At 69.1% G+C, this 14,746-nt stretch carries 8 protein-coding genes; 6 read left to right on the forward strand and 2 right to left on the reverse strand.

From position 1 onward, the window contains the following. The first annotated feature begins 10 nt into the window (after window positions 1-10). A complete protein-coding gene (locus U9J66_RS01390; RefSeq protein ID WP_326336751.1) occupies window positions 11-862 on the forward strand; it encodes a helix-turn-helix domain-containing protein in 852 nt (283 codons plus the stop codon). 50 nt (window positions 863-912) lie between these two features. Here U9J66_RS01390 and U9J66_RS01395 read toward each other — a convergent pair whose 3' ends face one another. After that, complete coding sequence (locus U9J66_RS01395) at window positions 913-1,740, reverse strand: sigma-70 family RNA polymerase sigma factor (protein WP_326336752.1); 828 nt, start codon at window positions 1,738-1,740, stop codon at window positions 913-915. Between the two features lie 139 nt (window positions 1,741-1,879). Here U9J66_RS01395 and U9J66_RS01400 point away from each other — a divergent pair, with 139 nt between their 5' ends. From U9J66_RS01400 to U9J66_RS01420, 5 genes are all read left to right on the forward strand, one after another. Then, on the forward strand, window positions 1,880-2,305 hold the full coding sequence (locus tag U9J66_RS01400; RefSeq protein WP_326336753.1) for a DoxX family protein: 426 nt from the start codon (window positions 1,880-1,882) through the stop codon (window positions 2,303-2,305). 324 nt (window positions 2,306-2,629) lie between these two features. Continuing rightward, window positions 2,630-6,196 carry a DUF6603 domain-containing protein gene (locus U9J66_RS01405; RefSeq protein WP_326336754.1) on the forward strand — a complete coding sequence of 1,189 codons (3,567 nt, stop codon included), beginning with the start codon at window positions 2,630-2,632 and terminating at the stop codon, window positions 6,194-6,196. Next, window positions 6,193-8,652 carry a hypothetical protein gene (locus U9J66_RS01410; protein WP_326336755.1) on the forward strand — a complete coding sequence of 820 codons (2,460 nt, stop codon included), beginning with the start codon at window positions 6,193-6,195 and terminating at the stop codon, window positions 8,650-8,652. The genes U9J66_RS01405 and U9J66_RS01410 overlap by 4 nt, the downstream gene beginning before the upstream one ends. Next, window positions 8,649-12,431 (forward strand): hypothetical protein, encoded by a 3,783-nt coding sequence (locus U9J66_RS01415; RefSeq protein ID WP_326336756.1) that lies wholly within the window; start codon window positions 8,649-8,651, stop codon window positions 12,429-12,431. Before U9J66_RS01410 ends, U9J66_RS01415 begins: the two co-directional genes overlap by 4 nt. After that, the gene (locus tag U9J66_RS01420; RefSeq protein WP_326336757.1) at window positions 12,428-13,615 is read left to right on the forward strand and encodes a hypothetical protein; all 1,188 of its coding nucleotides are present in this window, start codon (window positions 12,428-12,430) and stop codon (window positions 13,613-13,615) included. Before U9J66_RS01415 ends, U9J66_RS01420 begins: the two co-directional genes overlap by 4 nt. Before the next feature lie 193 nt (window positions 13,616-13,808). Here the strand turns inward: U9J66_RS01420 and U9J66_RS01425 are convergent, their stop codons facing one another. Then, window positions 13,809-14,690 carry a helix-turn-helix transcriptional regulator gene (locus tag U9J66_RS01425; RefSeq protein WP_326336758.1) on the reverse strand — a complete coding sequence of 294 codons (882 nt, stop codon included), beginning with the start codon at window positions 14,688-14,690 and terminating at the stop codon, window positions 13,809-13,811. Window positions 14,691-14,746: the final 56 nt, after the last annotated feature.

Raw genomic sequence — 14,746 nt, forward strand, 5'->3', positions numbered from 1 at the left:
CGGGGGTCCATTGAGCACCGACTACCAGCAGGCCAGGGCCGCCCTGGGCGCACGGTTGCGCGAGCTGAGGTTCACCTGCCCGCACGGCTGGCTCACCGGTCGACGGTTGGTGGCGCTCTTGGGCCGGCCCGGCTCCAAGGTGAGCAAGATCGAGAACGGTAGGCAGACGGCCACGCCCGAGGATCTGCGGGCGTGGGCCGAGGCGACCGGCCACCCCGAGACCTACGAGGAACTCGCCGGTCGCCTGGCCGGGTTCGAGTCCCACATCAGGTCGTGGCGCAGAGCCCTGGCCGGTGGATTCGCGCCCCTGCACCAATCGCTGAGCACCGAGATCGACCGCAGCGCGGTCATGAGGGTCTGGGAGGAGTCGGTCGTCGCGGGCCTGCTCCAGACCCCCGAATACGCCCGCCACGTCATCACTCGCTACGCCCATCTGCTGGGCGGGGCCGCGGACATCGACGCCGCGGTGCGTTCGAGGACACGGCGGCAGGAGTGGCTGTATCAGCCGGGGCGGAAGATGCGAGTGCTCCTGTGGGAGGCCGCGCTCAGGTCGCTCATCTGCCCGCCGGCCGTGTTGGCCGCCCAGCTCGATCGGCTCTCCGGGGTGATCGGGATGGACACCGTCGAGTTGGGGATCGTCCCGTTCACCGCCCCGGTGAAGATCGTGCCGGCCAACGGTTTCTGGATCCTCGACGAGCGCCTCGTCGTCGCCGAGGACTGGCACGCCGAGCTGTGGCTCGACGACGACGAGAACATCGCCCTGTACTCGAAGGTCTGGCGGACATTGGAGGAGTCGGCGGTCTACGGGGCCGACGCTCATAACGTCATCAACGCCGCGCGGCGAGCGCTGGAGTCGCGCTGAGGAAGCCCCGGCTCTGTCATCGGCCGGAGCCGGTGCCGCGAGGCGCGTTCTCACCGACCTTGTGTCAAGGAGAACCCGGGTGGCCGGCCGATCTCGATTCGGGCGACGCGTCGGCCCACGGTGGTGATGGTGATGACCGCGAACGGGTGACCGCCGGGGGCGATGACGTCGACGGGGCGGCGGTCGATGAGCATCGGCGCGGCGGCGCGGATGCGGTCGGCGAACGACGAGGTCTCCCGAGCGACGGAGCGGGCGCCGGTGACGACCGTCGGTACGCCGGGCGGGAGGAGGTCGGCGTCGGCGACGCGCACGCAGTCGTCGGTCATCAGGGCGACCATCCGGTCGACGTCGCCACCGACGGCCGCGGCGAGGAACGCTTCCACGACGTCTCGATCGGCGGTGGGCGCGGACGGTTCCGGTGTGGCCCTCTCCAGGCGTCCGCGCGCTCGGCTCGCGTGCTTCTTGGCGCTCGCCACGCTGGTGTGGAGCGTCTTCGCCACCTCACGGAACGGGACGTCGAACAGGTCGTGCAGGACGTACGCGACGCGTTGGGCGGGTGTCAGTCGGTGGAGGACGACCATCAACGCGCGAGAGACGTCCTCCCGCCGGAGGTAACGCTCGTCCGCGGCGACGCTCTTCGAGGGGAGCAGGTCCGCGAACAGTGGTTCCTCACGGCGGCGGTGGCGTTTGCGCAGCTCGTCGAGGCAGACCCGGGTCAGTACGGTCGTCGCCCACGCGTCCGGGTTGCGAAGGTCCTCTGTGTGCGCGGCCGATGCCTTGAGCCAGGTGTTCTGTACGGCGTCCTCCGCGTCCTGGACGGAGCCGAGCAGCCGGAACGCGATCGCCGTCAGCCGCGGCCTCATCGCTTCGAAATCCATGTTCGGCACCACCGGGTGTCACCTTTCTCAGTGAGCGGACGTCGGGAGGGATGAGAGCAGAGGACTTCCGCCCGACGAACCTCATGAGGAGATGCCCACCGATGAGAGTACAGATCATCCGCTCGCGCACCGAACACCGATGCGCACCGAAACCGTGCCGCCCGCGCACGCCGAGAGGAGGGGGTCCGGCGTGACCACGGTCCTCTTCGCCGCGACCATCGTGTGCGTCGTGGCCAATGTCCTGATCGCCGTCGCCGACTACGCCGGGGCGGGTTTCGTACTGAGGAACTCGGCCGAGGTGGGTCTTCCCGCGAGTGCCCTGCCCCACCTCGCGACGTTGAAGCTGGCCGGTGCGGTCGGGCTCCTCGTCGGCCTGAGCGTGTGGCCCTGGGCGGGTGTCGCCGCCGGCGTCGGCCTGGTGCTCTTCTTCGTCGGCGCCGTCGTCGCCCACATCCGGGCCCGGGTCTTCCACAACATCGCCTTCCCGGGGCTGTACCTGATCCTCGCGGTCGCGGCGGCCGTCCACATGATCCACCTGGCGGCAGGCCCCTTGCTCGGGTGGTGATCGGCCGTCGCCCCGTGATCGGGTGAGCCGACGAGGACCACCGCACATCCGAAGGGGTCGTCCGGTCGAGGGCACCGGCCGGTGAAAGGTCCACGTCGTGTTCCCGGTGTTCCCTTCCCTCTCGATGTGCCCGAAATATTCCTCGACCCGTTCTCGGCACGGTTCAGGTCATTCGACCCCGGACGGTCATATCCGCGATATACGAAAATGAACTCGGCAGGTCCGTTCGGTGGAAATGGGAAAACACGCCTGAATCAGCGAAATATTGACCGCCTCGGTGTCCTCTGTGAAAGTCGTTCGGGCTCGATACGCGGAGGGGACACTGTGGCGGTCACGTACGGCGACCTGAAGAGCTGGCTCGATACGGTCAAAATAAACTCTCGGCTGGATCTGACACCGAATCGACACGGCAGAGTCAAGGGGATTCTCGACCTGATCGATTTCGCCGCCGTCGATCAAGCGGCCGGGGCCGCGTCGACGGTCGTCCAGATCGATCGGAAGAGCGATCTCTCCCTCACGGGCACCCTCCCCAAGGGCGGGCTGGAGGTGACGCTGGAGTTCACCCTCGAAGACTCGAAGTCGACCGATGAAAATCCGAAGTCGGACGATGGGGGCTCGAAGTCGACCGAGAAGGAGCCGGAGCCGGCCGACACGACCCCGGTGACCGGGGTCTCCCTGACGATCTCCCTCGATACGGACCACTCGGTCTGGGGGGCTCTCACCGACGTGGGCCTGAAGTCGCCCAAGCTCGTCTTCGCGGCCGAGAAGGTCACGAAGAACGACGACGAGGCCTCGGAGACCGAGAAGAAGCCCCCGAAGGCGGACGACGAGCTTTCCGAGAACACCGAAGAGAAGCGCTCGGAGGCCACCGAAGAGAAGAAGCACGAGGAGACGGAAGAGAAGGGTTCCGAGACCGAGGAGAAGTCTCCAAAGGGGGTGAGGAAGCGGCTCACCGTCGAACTCGTCCTCAAGACCTCGCCGGAGCTCCGGGCCTCCTGCGAACTCGGCTTCGAGAAGAAGAAGCGCACGAGCTATCTCTTCCGTGTCGCACGCGCCGATAAGACCCCGTTCTCCCTCGTGGACGCTCTGAGCAGGCTCGGCATGACCGGGGTGGACGAGTTCGGCCGTCTCCTGCCGAGCGCCCCCGGCCTCCGTCTCGACTACACCCCGGGTGGCGAGGACGTCGAGGTGATGATCACCGCCGACAGCACCGAGGAAGAGGAAGAAGAGGAAGAGGAGTCCACCGAGGAGGAGAACGAATCCACCGACGAGGACGACGAGAAAAAGGAATCCGCCGAGGAGAAGAAGTCCACCGACGACGAGGACGAGGCCCCGGAGGGGTTCACGTGGGGTCTGGCGCTGCTGCCCGAGATCGAGGGCAAGCGCCCGCTGCTCCTCTCGGCGTCCTTCCCCCTCGGTGATCTGGCCCGTCTGTCCCGTCTCGACCTGGTCGAGGGACAGGTCCCGAAGGACGCCGACCTGTCCTTGGACGCGGTGACGGTGATCGGAGCCACCGCACCGATCCCCGAGGACGCTCTGACCAAGGTCGGCACCGTTCTGGAAGCCCATGGAGCCCCCAAGGTCCCCGGCTCCGGGGACCTGGCCAAGGGCCTTCGGGTCGGCCTGGACTTCACGCTGTTGAAGGAGAAGCGCTCCGTCGTCGTCCTGGGACGTAAGAAGGACGAGCCCGCGCCCTACGCCGTCTCCGCCGCCGAGATCGAGCCGGCCGCCGACGACCCGGCGCCGGTGCGGTCGGATTCCTCCTCCAGCGAGGTCCAACGCCCTCTCGGACCTTTGCACATCGATCGGGTGGGCCTGCGGTTGGCCGTTCCCGAGGACGACTCAGAGGCCACCCGGGTGCTGTTGGACATCGACGCCGCGCTGGTCGCCGCCGGTTTCGAACTGCGCGCCACCGGCCTGGCCATCGGCCTGACCATCACCAAGAATCCCCGCGTCACCGTGGAGCTCTCCGGCCTGGGGGCGACCTTCTCCCGCGATCCGCTGACGATCACGGGCGCGTTCGTCAAGCGGGACCGCAAGGGCTACGCGTACGACTACGAGGGCCTGCTGCTGGTCAAGGCGGAGAAGTGGGGGCTCCTGGCCGTGGGCTCCTACGCCCGGCTCAAGGACACCGAGAAGCGGCCCGGGTACACGTCCCTGTTCGTGTTCGGCGGGCTGGCGGGCAAGATCGCGGGCCCGCCTCCGGTGGTCTTCACCGGCCTGGCCCTGGGCGGCGGCTACAACAGCAGGGTCGAGCTGCCCGAGGCGGACGGCGTCTCGGACTTTCCGTTCGTCCAGGCGCTGGCCGACATGCCGGGGTTCGTCGGGGACCCGCCCGACCCGCTCTCCACGCTGGAGAAGATCACCGGGGGCGCGGAGGATTCGAAGGACGCGGTCGTGCTCCCCGAGCCGGGCAACCTGTGGTTCACGGCGGGGGTGGCCGCCACCATCGCCGAGACCGTGGCCGTACAGGCGCTGCTGATCGCGCAGTTCGGCCCGGACGACTTCTCCGTGGCGCTCCTGGGCGCGATGAACGCCGACTTCCCGGCTCAGCGTAAGAAGAAGTCCGAGTCCGGGAAGAAGGGTCCGAAGGCCCCGGCCACCGCCTCCGAGGACGCGGACACGCCCCGGGTGGCCCACATCGAACTCGGGTTCCGCGCGCTGTACGAACACGCCAAGCGGCGGCTCGCGCTCACGGCGGCGCTCTCGGACAACTCCTGGGTGATCCACCCGGACTGCAAGCTCACCGGTGGCGCCGCGGTGTACGTGTGGTTCCCGGGCAGCGACCACGCGGGCGACTTCGTGGCCACCGTCGGCGGCTACCATCCGGCCTACCGACCGCCGTCCCACTACCCGCAGCAGGTGCCGCGCCTGGGTCTGGACTGGTCGGTGAGTTCGGACGTGCGGATCAAGGGCGAGCTCTACGCCGCCGTGACCCCGAAGGTCGGCATGGTGGGCGGCCGACTCTCGGTCGACTTCGCCTCCGGAGGGCTGCACGCCTGGCTCGACGCCGGGTTCGACGCCATCGTGCGGTGGGCGCCGCTCTACTTCGACCTGCGCATGTGGATCAGTATCGGGGCCAGCTACACCGCTCGGGTGCTCTGGTGGGACGTGACGATCCGGGCCGAGGTCGGCGCGTACCTGAACGTGTGGGGTCCGGCCACCGGCGGCACGGTCCGGGTCGAGGTGGGGCCCTTCTCCAAGAGCATCGACTTCGGCGAACCCAGGAGGCTCCAACGGGAACCGCTCCCGTGGGCGGACTTCCACGCCAGGCAGCTCCCGGCCGATCCGCTCGGCATCAGCCCCATGGACGGTCTGCTGACCGACCCGACCAGGCCGGAGGCGACCAAGGGCGGACGTTGGTTGGTGAGCACGGACGGGTTCTCCTTCAGTACACGAAGCGCGCTGCCCTCGACCGGGTGGAGCCACGGCGACGACACGGCACCACGCGGCCGGGCTCCGCTGACGGTCGGGCCGATGGGCGATGCTCAGGTGGCCATCACCCAGCACGTGAAGGTAACCCGAGGCGGCACGACGGTCACGGGCTGGGAGGCCTCCGAGATCACCGGCGCCTTCCCCATGGCCCTGTGGGCCGCCCAGGAGGGGGCCGGAAGCGCGCTACCGGGTCCGGGCGAACCGCAGACGGTCTCGTGCACGAGCGGGATCCAGGTGAGCGCCCCTCCGCCCACGACCAAGGGACAGAGTCTGACCGCCGACGGCGAGGCCGTCCAGTTTTCCGATGAGCGGTGCGCGGCCAACCCCCTGAACCTGACCGAGGGCGAGTACGCGGCGGACGAGAACGTCACCTCGCCCGAGAAGGACAAGGGAAAGGCGCGCACCGAGCTCGAGAAGACGCTCAAGAAACTGAACCTACTGGTGGAGACGGTATGACCGTGACCAGGAATCTGCACTTCATCGACAACCTCGTTCCGAGTGTCTCGGCCGGCGACCACACCATCACGGTCACGCAGACGCCGACCGGCGGGAACATCCCCTCGGGGACGGCCTTCACCCTCACGCAGGACTTCACCGTCACCGGGCTGCGGTTGCGCGTGGAGGCCGACGAGATCCACGGCGTCTACCCGCCGCCCGGTACGGCCGGCCGGTTCGACCTGTACCTGCCGCACGTGGCCCTGGAACGTCGCATCGTGCCTTGGGAGCGCAGGATCTCCGACGACGACAAGGGCGGAACCACCCCGTGGTTGGGGGTGCTCCTCTTCGCCGAAGGCGAGCTGCCCGACGACCCGAAGGCGCTCGGCGGCACCGAGACGGGGGGCGCGAGGACGCTGCTCGATCCGCGGAACGACCCCGAGGTGAGCGTCCCGGACTTCGCGGACCATCCACTGACGGCGGAGGAGGAGACCGCCACCATCAACACGATCCGGGTGCCCGGGGAGGTCTTCGCCCGGATCGCGCCCACCTCCACCGAACTCGCCCACCTCGCGCACGTCCGCACCCCAGAGGACGCCGGGGACTCCCACGAGGAACGCCGCTCCGCCGAGTACGCCTACCTTCTGGCCAACCGGCTCCCCGATCCGCAGGGTGGACGGTACGTGGCCCACCTGGTCTCCTTCGAGGGCCACAAGGAGCTGCTGGACCATCCCGACCGGGCCAAGGCGCACGTACGCCTGGTATCGCTCCACCACTGGTCGTTCGTCTCCGCGCGGGTCGAGGCGGGGACGGCCTACTCCGACCTGCGCGCACGGCTCACGGACGGGCCCGCCCGACCCCACCTGCTGGCCCGCCCGGTGCCGGAGTACGGAGACACTCCCGACGCCTACACCCGCCGCGTTCGCCACCTGGTCGAGACGGGGCACGTGGCGCTGCGGCACGTGCGGGCCGACCGGCCCGGCGCCTACGACTTCTACCGGGGGCCGTTGACTCCTTACCCGACGGACCCGGTCGACCGCACCGGCCGATGGTGGATCACGGACGAGGACGGCTTCGGTGTCCGGAACGTGGGCCACCACACGGCGTGGTCACTGGGACGCGGACTGGCCCTGGCCGATCAGGAGTTCTCCGCCGCGTTGGCCCGGGCGGTGGACCAGGCACAGAAGGCCGTCCAGAACCTCGCGCAGATCGCCGGGGGATACCGGGCCCGCGCCGAGGCCGTCGGCATGGCCGGCCCCGCGTACTCGGCCGCAGGCCCTCTGGACGCCCTGTTGCCCCCGGAGGGGTACTCGTTCTCCCAGGGCGAGGAGGCGTGGGGCCCGGCGGATGGGGACACGGCGTCCGAGCGGCGGGCGGGGATGGAGGCCCTCGACCGGTTGCTGGCCGGGGAGCCCCCGCGATTCCACACCCGGGCCCTGCTCGACGGGCTGGCCACGCGGTACGGCGGCGGACCGAGCACCGGCACCGCGGAGGGCGGCGCCGGATCGGACGAAGAGGTCCGGGCCGACCCGGTGACGATGGTCCGGGCCGGAGATCTGTCCTTCCCCGCCTCGATGCCACCGGTGACCGAAACGGTGGCGGCGATCGCCGAGGACCCCCGGGTGATGGAGCGTTTCGCCGCGCACGTGCTCGGCTCCTCCTCACTCGGCCACTCCGGCCCTCAGGGCGACGGCGCCCCTGAGTCCGCGGCCGCGAGGGAGCCCGCGCTGGACTCGTTCCTGAACGGGCTTCGGGTGCTCTCCGGAGTGCCGTTCGATCACCTCGTTCCGGACACGGCGGCGCTGCCACCCGAGAGCATGCGGTGGTTCCGGGTGGACCGGGGCTGGCTCGACGCCCTGGTGACCGGGGCGCTGTGGGCCGGCATCTGCGGATCACACGACCGAAGGGTGGTGGAGGCGCTGGTCGATACCTACCTCGACGAGTCGCGATCGCCCACACCGAGCTCGGGGATCCTGATCCGCTCCCGCCTGGTGACCGACTTCCCCGAGGTGGGGATCGTCCCCTCCGAGGGCCGGGTGCTCCGCCGGGCCGTCCTCGCCCCCGGGGTGCTGCTGGTGCTCTTCGACGAGGTGCCCTCGGAACTGCACTTGAACGAGCCGGACCAAGGGGTGCACCTGGGCGTCGGCTTCCAGGGCGGTCGGGAACGGATCACACTACGAGCCCTGCGGGAAGCGGGCGATGTGAAGGTCGGGGACCAGGTGCCGGCCCAGGGCGGTGCCGGCACCCGCGTCACGGTCCCCTTCCGCGACGACACGCGGGTGCTGAGGCTGGCGGGCCCCGACGGACTGCTCGACGCGATCTGGACCGGTCTCGGCCCCTACAAGGACACCGGTCGGACGGCACCGTCCCCCGGAGAACTCGGCCTGCAACTCGTCCACGCCCCCGAAAGGGCCGTCCTGCACACCCCCACGGCCCCGGCCGCCGGCCCGGGCCACGACGAGGGAGCACACACATGAGCGATCACGCCCTGATCGTCCCGGTGCGGGTGACCGCCCTGATGGTCAACCCGACCGTGCGAAAGAGTACGGAGAACACCTTCGCGCGGTGGAGCCTGAACTTCTCCGCGCCCTTCCACCAAGGCCCCGAACCGCTCCCTGGGAACCCTCCCCTCGGTGGGGCTCCGTTGGACGGTGTGCTCTTGCACTGGGAGCCGCCGAGGGCCCTGCGGGACACCGATCCGTTGCGCGAGGGCGACACCCGGCCCCTGAACTGTCCCGACCGCTGGGTCGTGGTGCGTTACGCGAAGCAGGACGGACGACGGCGGGCCAAGGCCTGGCTGATCCAGAGCGATGCCCTGCGCAGGCCCGAGGACGTGTCCGACGCCAGTGACAACTCTCCCTACGGCATGGTCTCCGAAACGGAGAAAGGCCGGAAGATCGACCAGAGGCGGATCGGACGGCGGTGGGAGCTGACCGAGGACATCACCGAACCGTCGATGTCCGAGCCGCTCACCGCCTTCGGCCCGGGCGTTCCGGCGTTCTCGGTGTACCAGCCCTACAACCTGGGCGTGTTCTCGATGCACGACGACCTCGCGGGGCTGAGCGAGGGGCCGGACGGCATCGACCTGAGCTACCAGGTCTTCGGCTGGTACGGAAGCACCGACCGCGACCCGCTCTCCCGGGTGGCCGACGTGCCGGCCGAGAGGTACGAGGAACGGCTGCGCGAGCTGCTGGGCCGATTGCGGTGGCGCTACACCGGGCCGATCACGGGCACGATGCGCTCGGTGCACGCGGGCAGCGTGCACGGCCTCGTCTGGCGTAGGCATGGAGAGGGAGAGGGGGACGAGAAACCGCGCCGGGACGACAAGACCGGCCAATGGGTCGGCCTGCGCCTGGGTACGGCCGAGACCTCCTCCGAGGGTCTGAGCGCGCTCGCCCAGCGGATCCCCGACATCTGGCCGGACGAGCGGCCCGACGAACGCGCCGAGTACCAGGCCCGGTTGCAGGCCCTTCAGTACGGGCTTCTGGACGAGTACGACGCCCCCGGTGGGCGTGCCGAGGTGGCGCGCAAGGCACATGAGGCCCGGTTCGAACCGGTGGCCGGGGGTTACGTCTGGGACTTCGTGAGCGGGCAATCCGACCAGGGCGAACCGGCCCCACCACCCGACGTCCCCCAGACACAGGTGGACTGGCTGAAGACCCTCAACACCGAGCAGGAGGCCTACGACACGAAGCTCCGGGAGCTGACACGGCTCCAGGAACGGCTGCGCACCTTGTGGGGGTACCGCGAGCACGCGGCCCACTTGGGCGGCAAGAAAGGCCGCTTCGTTACGACGAGGGCGAAGAAGATGAAGGCCCTCGCCGAGAAGATCTCCCCCCACTTCGATCCCGCGCAGGCCGACTCCCTGGCCGCGCGGATCAGTGGGGCACAGATCGCCCTGAGCGAATACCGAGCCCTCGTGCGTGAGACCGACCCGGAGCGGATCGAACGGGCCATCACCGACGAGCTGAGGGGGCTCGAAGAGCTGCTGGGCCACGAACCTGTCGGGGTTCTCACACGGTTCCCTCGGGAGTCGTTCCACCGCCCGACCGAGCCGGTGGTCCTGCTGCGCGGCGCGGGCACGCGGCGGCTTCTGGAGGACCGCCCCGGCGAGCTCACCTGCCGGGGTGGCGGACAGACCGTGACGAAGATGGACGTGGCCGCGCCCGCTCCTGTCGTCCCGGACGGCTTCGCCACGATCCTCGACCGGCCCGGTTGGAAGGGCGTGTTCCCGAGAGACCTGCACAAGGCCCTGCTCGCCGAGTTCACCGCGCTGGACGACCACCGCTCTCCCGAGGACACGACGACGGTGGCCTTCGCCGACGAGGCGACGGCGGTCTCGTGGTCGACCACCTCCGACCCCCGGATGGCGGCGCTGCGATACCAGACGGAATGGTGGTGCCAGCCATGGACCCCGCTCTACCTGTGGTGGAGCGCCGACTACTACCCCGTGCCCTACGAGGACCGCAGGCCCGGGCACGAGGGTGAACGGAACTGGGTCTTCGACGGACGGCAGTACCTGTGGCGGGGCCAGGGGCATGTCGCGAAGAAGGGCGACCCGCTGCTCTCCCACACGGTGAGCGGGCGCGTCCTGTTGTCCCCGCACGCCGTGCACAACCTCGCCGACCGTTACCGGCACCTGAAGGACTCCGCGCGGGGCCAGGACCCGGCCTTCCTGGAGTTCGTGTCGAAGATCCTGGAGAACTTCAACGACGCGAAGAAGGGGACCGATCTGGTCTCCCAGGCGCTGGACGGGTTCAGCGCGCAGCTCACCGGTCGGGAATCCCTGCTGAGGCCTGCCCCCGAACCGTTGGGAGATCTGGTCTCGCCCGACTACGCCTACGAACCCCGCCCGTTCGGTACCGGAAGCGAACCGGAGGACCCCGACGACCCGGAGAACTGGATCCGGCCGCTACCCGCCGAAGGGCTGCGTGCGGGACAGTTCGTCATCACACGGCTCATGATCATCGACCGTTTCGGTCGTGCCTGCGCGGTGGACACCGAGGGCGGGCAAGGTCGTCCAGACCTGAAGGTGGGGCTCACCCGGTCGGCGACCGTCACCCCTGACGACAAGACGCCGGGCGGAGACAAGGCCGACGCCACCGTGCTCTCGGAGTGGACCGACAAGGACTGGTCGACCCGGGTGATGCAGCTGCGACCGCGCTTCCCCCAACCGGCCCGGCTCCGCTTCGAGGCGCTGTCGAGGGGGTCGGAGACCGAACGATCGGTCCGGCCGGTCGACGGCGACCAGATCCGGGCCTGGGTGGTGCCCGACCATCTGGACCAGGGCGTGCTCTGTTACGCGCACGACGGGGTGCTGTTGGGTGAGTTGCGCGATGTCGACGGGGACCTGGTCTGGGAGGACGCGGGCAGTGGCCTGACCCCCGACCCCGCGTTGGTCGGTCTCCTCGAGGGCATGCGGAGGAAGGGCCCGGCCGCTCTGGTCGCGTTTCTTCGGGCCGAGGAACTGGCCCGGCCGGCCATCAGCCCCGACCGGACCGCCGCGGGCCCTCCGACACTGCGCCTGCTGGGACGGCCGATGGCGCTGGTGTGCGCGCGGTTGACGCTGGAACCGGACGCGGGTGCGATCGTTCCGGTCAAGCTCGACCGGTTGACCGCCATCGCCCCTCGCCCCGCCTACATGGACCACACCTGGCCGGTGCTGCTGGGTTCGGACGCGGCCTTCGGCGACGGGCTGGTGGGTTACTTCCAGGAGGAGGCGTACGACACGTTCTACGCGGTCTCCCCACCGGAGGAACGGGGCGGATACGTGGCCGACCGGAACCTCGGCTCGCGATTGCGGCTGCGGCTGAACCGCGAGGAGAGCGTGAAGGTCTCGATGCTGCTGGACCCGTGGACGTCCGTGCACGCCACCACCCACGTGGTGCCGACCTCACGACTGCGCTTGGAACCCGAAGCGGTGGCCGACGCGCTGGGCCGGATGGAGGCGCTCTTCCACGTCGGGCCCAGCCTGGGCGGCAAGCGCCCGGTCACGGTCGAACACGGCGGGACCGTGACGGCCGAGGCCATGGCCTTCCCGATGCCGCTGCCGAAGGTCGAGCACGGTACGTGGTCGTGGGTCCCGGCGATGAACGATCGCGCGAACCCGACACCGGTCCGCGACGACGACGGTACGGCCCGTCTCACCCCGGAAGTGCCCACACACCTACGGACCGGGCTGCTCCGACTGCGGCACGGGTTCGGCCCGGCTCACGGGACCGACGACACGAACGATCAGGAAGGCGGACGGTCATGACGGACACGCGGGAGCGGATCCCGGAGGAACCGGCGGACGAGCGGTGGGGGCCCAGCGCGGCCTACAGTGATCCGGGTTTTCCCGAGGAGTTGAGCGTGGCGGTGCATACCGATCCGTCGCCTCTGGTGGCCTCGGGGGCGCGGGGTCCCGCCAATCTCGCGGGGCTGAGCGTGATGGTGACCAACGTCGGTGAGGAAGCGGTGCGGGCGCACGCGATCCTGATCCGCCTCGAGGTCTCCAAGGAGGGAAAGCCTGAAGGGAACCTTCTCAGCGAGACCTGGTCGAAACGGGGCGAGACCGTCACCCGGAAACCCAAGACGCGTTCGGTCTCCGACGATGGCCTGGGTACCTACACCTTCACCTATTCCGGTGGGGAGGGCGCGGAGCCGTTCAAGCCCGGTGAGACGGTCTCCGTCGCCATCCACGACATCCCTGTCAGCGCAATGGCGGGGGTCACCTCCGTCGACGTGGGTGTGGAAAAGAAAAAGGGTGGGGATGAGGCCTGGAACGGTACTCCTCTCGGTAAGTTCCCGGCCGGATACTACCTGCGGGAGTTGCGAGCGGACACCAACCCGGTCGAGTACGGAGAGTCGGTCACGCTCACCTGGTTGGAGCCACCGATCGAAGGTATCCGTTACACACTCCTCGCCAATCGCGAGGAGATCAAACTGAACGAGGACCACCCGCAGCCGGTGAAGATATCCGGGCTCACCACCGACACCACGTTCGAACTGAAACCCTCGTGGTCCGAAGACGTGCGGGATCGGCAGAGTCTGCTGGTGCGGGTGACGGGGGGTGACATCGCGGCCCGCAACGTGTCGGTGAAGTCGAGCCTTACCGTGCGAGAAGGCGTCCCCCTCCTGCTTCGCAGCGAATGGCACGAGTTCTCTTGGTGTTCTCCGCGCCAATTCTCCAGGGAAGCCACCGATACAGGGACGATCATCACCAATTTCCAGTTGCGCCCGGATACCGGAGATCGCAGCGGCGTCGTTTTCATAGTGGAGGATTCGGAACAGCGCTCCGTGGATGTCTACGAAGTCGCTTTGGGTAGAAACGCGAATTGGCTCCAGGGCTACGGGTTCGCGTATGCTTACGAGGGCTTCCGCTTGACTCTGACACTGTGGAATATTGAAGCCAACGCCCGCCCTGATCTCGGCTTTCGTCCTGCGTTCGCCTATCTCTAGAACAGCCGCGACGGACACGACCGCAGAGGCCGGGAAGGATCAGAGAGCGGCTGTTAGAACCTGACCGAAGCGCGATGGGTTCCGGGCTTCCCCGGGATGTCGAGTGCGGCGGTCGGTGCGGGGCGGGCCTCGCCCCACCGATCGCTCCACCCGGAAACAGAGGTCGTCCCTCGGCCGTGTCGCGTACCCGCGCTCAGCTCCGTGTCGCCGCTTCGGTCGCCGCCCAGGCGGCCAGGAGCTGTAGGCGTTCGGCGGTGGGCGAGGCGGGCTCGGCGACGTAGGTGGACAGGGCGATCGACGGGTTCGAGTCGAGTGTGAGCTCCTCGAATCCCAGGACGAGCTCCCCGACCTCGTGGTGTCGGAGGGTCTTCTTCCCCGCACGGTGGAGGCCGACGTCGTGGGCGGCCCAACGGGCGCTGAAGTCCGTGCTGCGGGTGGACAGCTCTCCGATCAGCTGGATCAGCCGCTGGTCATGCGGCATCGCTCCCGCCTGGGCACGGAGCATGCGCACGCTGGTGGCGGCCGCCTCGTCGAGGTCGGCGTAGAACTCGCCGGCGGCCGGGTCGAGGAAGACGAAGGCCGCGAGGTTCGGCGGGGACGTCATCGACCTTCGTGTGGGGCTGTCATAGACGACGTCGAACAGGGCCCGGCCCAAGGTGTTCGCGGCCAGGATGTCGAGTCGCCCGCTCAGGGCGATCACCGGCGACGCGCTCATGGAGTCGATGAGCATCTGGACCTGCTGCGACACGGACGTCGCGTTCCCGGGCCGTCTGCGGGCGCGTGCGGGCCGCCGCGCCGTGCGAGCGAGGTCGTAGAGGTAGGCGGTCTCGTCCTCGTCCAGCCGTAGGGCTCGGGCGAGGGCGTCGAGGATGTCGTCGGAGACACCGGTGAGGTCGCCCTTCTCGATCCGTGTGTAGTAGTCGACCGAGACTCCGGCGAGTATCGCGACCTCCTCCCGGCGCAGTCCCGGGACGCGGCGTACGCCGCCGCCCTGGGGAAGGCCCGCCATGTCGGGGGTGATCTTCGCGCGGCGGGTGGCCAGGAAGTCCCGCACTCTCTCGTCCTTCGGAGTCATGGCGTCAACGCTAGACCGGTTCCACACCGGGATCCAGGTTCTGACAGAACCCCCTG

It is taken from the genome of Nocardiopsis sp. LDBS1602 (assembly GCF_035818715.1).
GTDB lineage: Bacteria > Actinomycetota > Actinomycetes > Streptosporangiales > Streptosporangiaceae > Nocardiopsis > Nocardiopsis alba.

Excerpts from the sequence above, each read along its gene's own strand:
- U9J66_RS01400 (WP_326336753.1), top strand. The coding sequence starts at position 1,880 with ATGCGCACCGAAACCGTGCCGCCCGCGCACGCCGAGAGGAGGGGGTCC.
- U9J66_RS01410 (WP_326336755.1), top strand. The coding sequence starts at position 6,193 with ATGACCGTGACCAGGAATCTGCACTTCATCGACAACCTCGTTCCGAGT.
- U9J66_RS01415 (WP_326336756.1), top strand. The coding sequence starts at position 8,649 with ATGAGCGATCACGCCCTGATCGTCCCGGTGCGGGTGACCGCCCTGATG.
- U9J66_RS01425 (WP_326336758.1), bottom strand. The coding sequence starts at position 14,690 with ATGACTCCGAAGGACGAGAGAGTGCGGGACTTCCTGGCCACCCGCCGC.
- U9J66_RS01395 (WP_326336752.1), bottom strand. The coding sequence starts at position 1,740 with ATGGATTTCGAAGCGATGAGGCCGCGGCTGACGGCGATCGCGTTCCGG.
- U9J66_RS01420 (WP_326336757.1), top strand. The coding sequence starts at position 12,428 with ATGACGGACACGCGGGAGCGGATCCCGGAGGAACCGGCGGACGAGCGG.